Annotated in this window: 1 protein-coding gene; it reads left to right on the top strand. The window is 45.4% G+C overall.

Features of this window, described 5'->3' with window-relative positions; genetic code table 11:
- On the top strand, nucleotides 1-1,364 hold a 1,364-nt coding region (locus AC30RD_RS09355; protein WP_489494271.1), incomplete at both ends, for an ATP-binding protein.

Below are 1,364 nucleotides of genomic sequence, written 5' to 3'. Positions count from 1 at the left end.
AAGGAGACAGCCTGACTTCATCAAGGTTTATCTATACGATGATTTGGTTGGCTTGGTTTACCCGGGTGATAAAGTAGTAGTTTCTGGGATTCTAAAGGAAGTAAGAGAGCCGAACAAGTCACATGGTGATTTCTGCGTTGAGGCAATAAGCATTGAATTCGTTGAGGATGATCTGAGAAACATCAATCTAACGGCTGAAGATGTTCAAAAGATCAAGGAACTTGCCAAAGATCCGCAAATCTACGAAAAGCTGACCAAATCTCTTGCTCCTACTGTAAAAGGACACGACATCATCAAGCAAGCCATTGTATTACAACTCTTTGGAGGAGTAACGAGGGTTTACCCGGATGGCACGAAGAGGAGAGGAAACATCCACATTCTCTTAGTCGGTGATCCCTCGACGGCAAAGTCTCAATTAGCGAGGAGTGTTGCAAACGTTGCACCTCGTTCTGTTCTCGTTGATGGAACTATGATGACCAAAGTCGGTTTGACCGTGACGACGTCGAGAGATGAAGTAACAGGGCGATGGACTATTGAGGCTGGTGCTCTTGTTCTTGCTGATAACGGCATTGCAATCATAGACGAGCTTGAGAAGGCTAAGAAGGATGACTTAGAAGGCTTGCACGTTCCATTGGAACAACAAGTCGTTGAAGTTTCCAAGGCAGGGATAAACGCAACACTAAACGCAAGAACATCTGTCTTAGCCTGTGCAAATCCGAAGAGGGGTAGATTTGACAGGCATGAGCCAATTGTTGAACAGATTAAGATTGATCCTCCTCTGCTTTCAAGGTTTGACTTGATATTTGTCATTCTGGACGAGCCTGATGAGGTCAGAGATGCTGAGATTGCGGATTTTGTTCTTAGTGGAGGATACGAAGAGCCACCGATTGATCCTGAACTTTTCAGAAAATATGTTCTGTATGCGAGAAACAACATCACGGATGTCCAACTGTCTGAGGAGGCTAAGCGGAAGCTCAAGGAGTTCTATACTGAGATGAGGAAAATGAGCAAAGAGACCGGGAGTATAGCGATCACAACAAGGCAGTTAGAGGCTTTGAGAAGGCTTACGGAAGCTTCAGCTAAGGTGAGGCTTAGCAACATCGCAACAGAGGAGGATGCGGAGAGGGCTATCAAGATATTCAAAGAGTGCTTGAGCCAGATTGCAATTGATCCGGAGACGGGTAATTATGACATCGATTATGCGATAAGCGGTGTTTCAGCCAAGCAGAGAGACGACATTAAGACGATTCTTGAGATAATAGAGGAGTTTGAAGATCAGACTCCTTGGGGTGTGAGCGAAGAAACTCTTCTCGCAAAGGCTGAGGAGAGAGGAATTCCACAAGGCAAGGCGTTGGAACTTCTTG

The organism is Nitrosophilus sp., assembly GCF_982775275.1.
The sequence above is the reverse complement of the archived record's forward strand: the minus strand, read 5'-3'. Positions and strand labels throughout refer to the sequence as shown.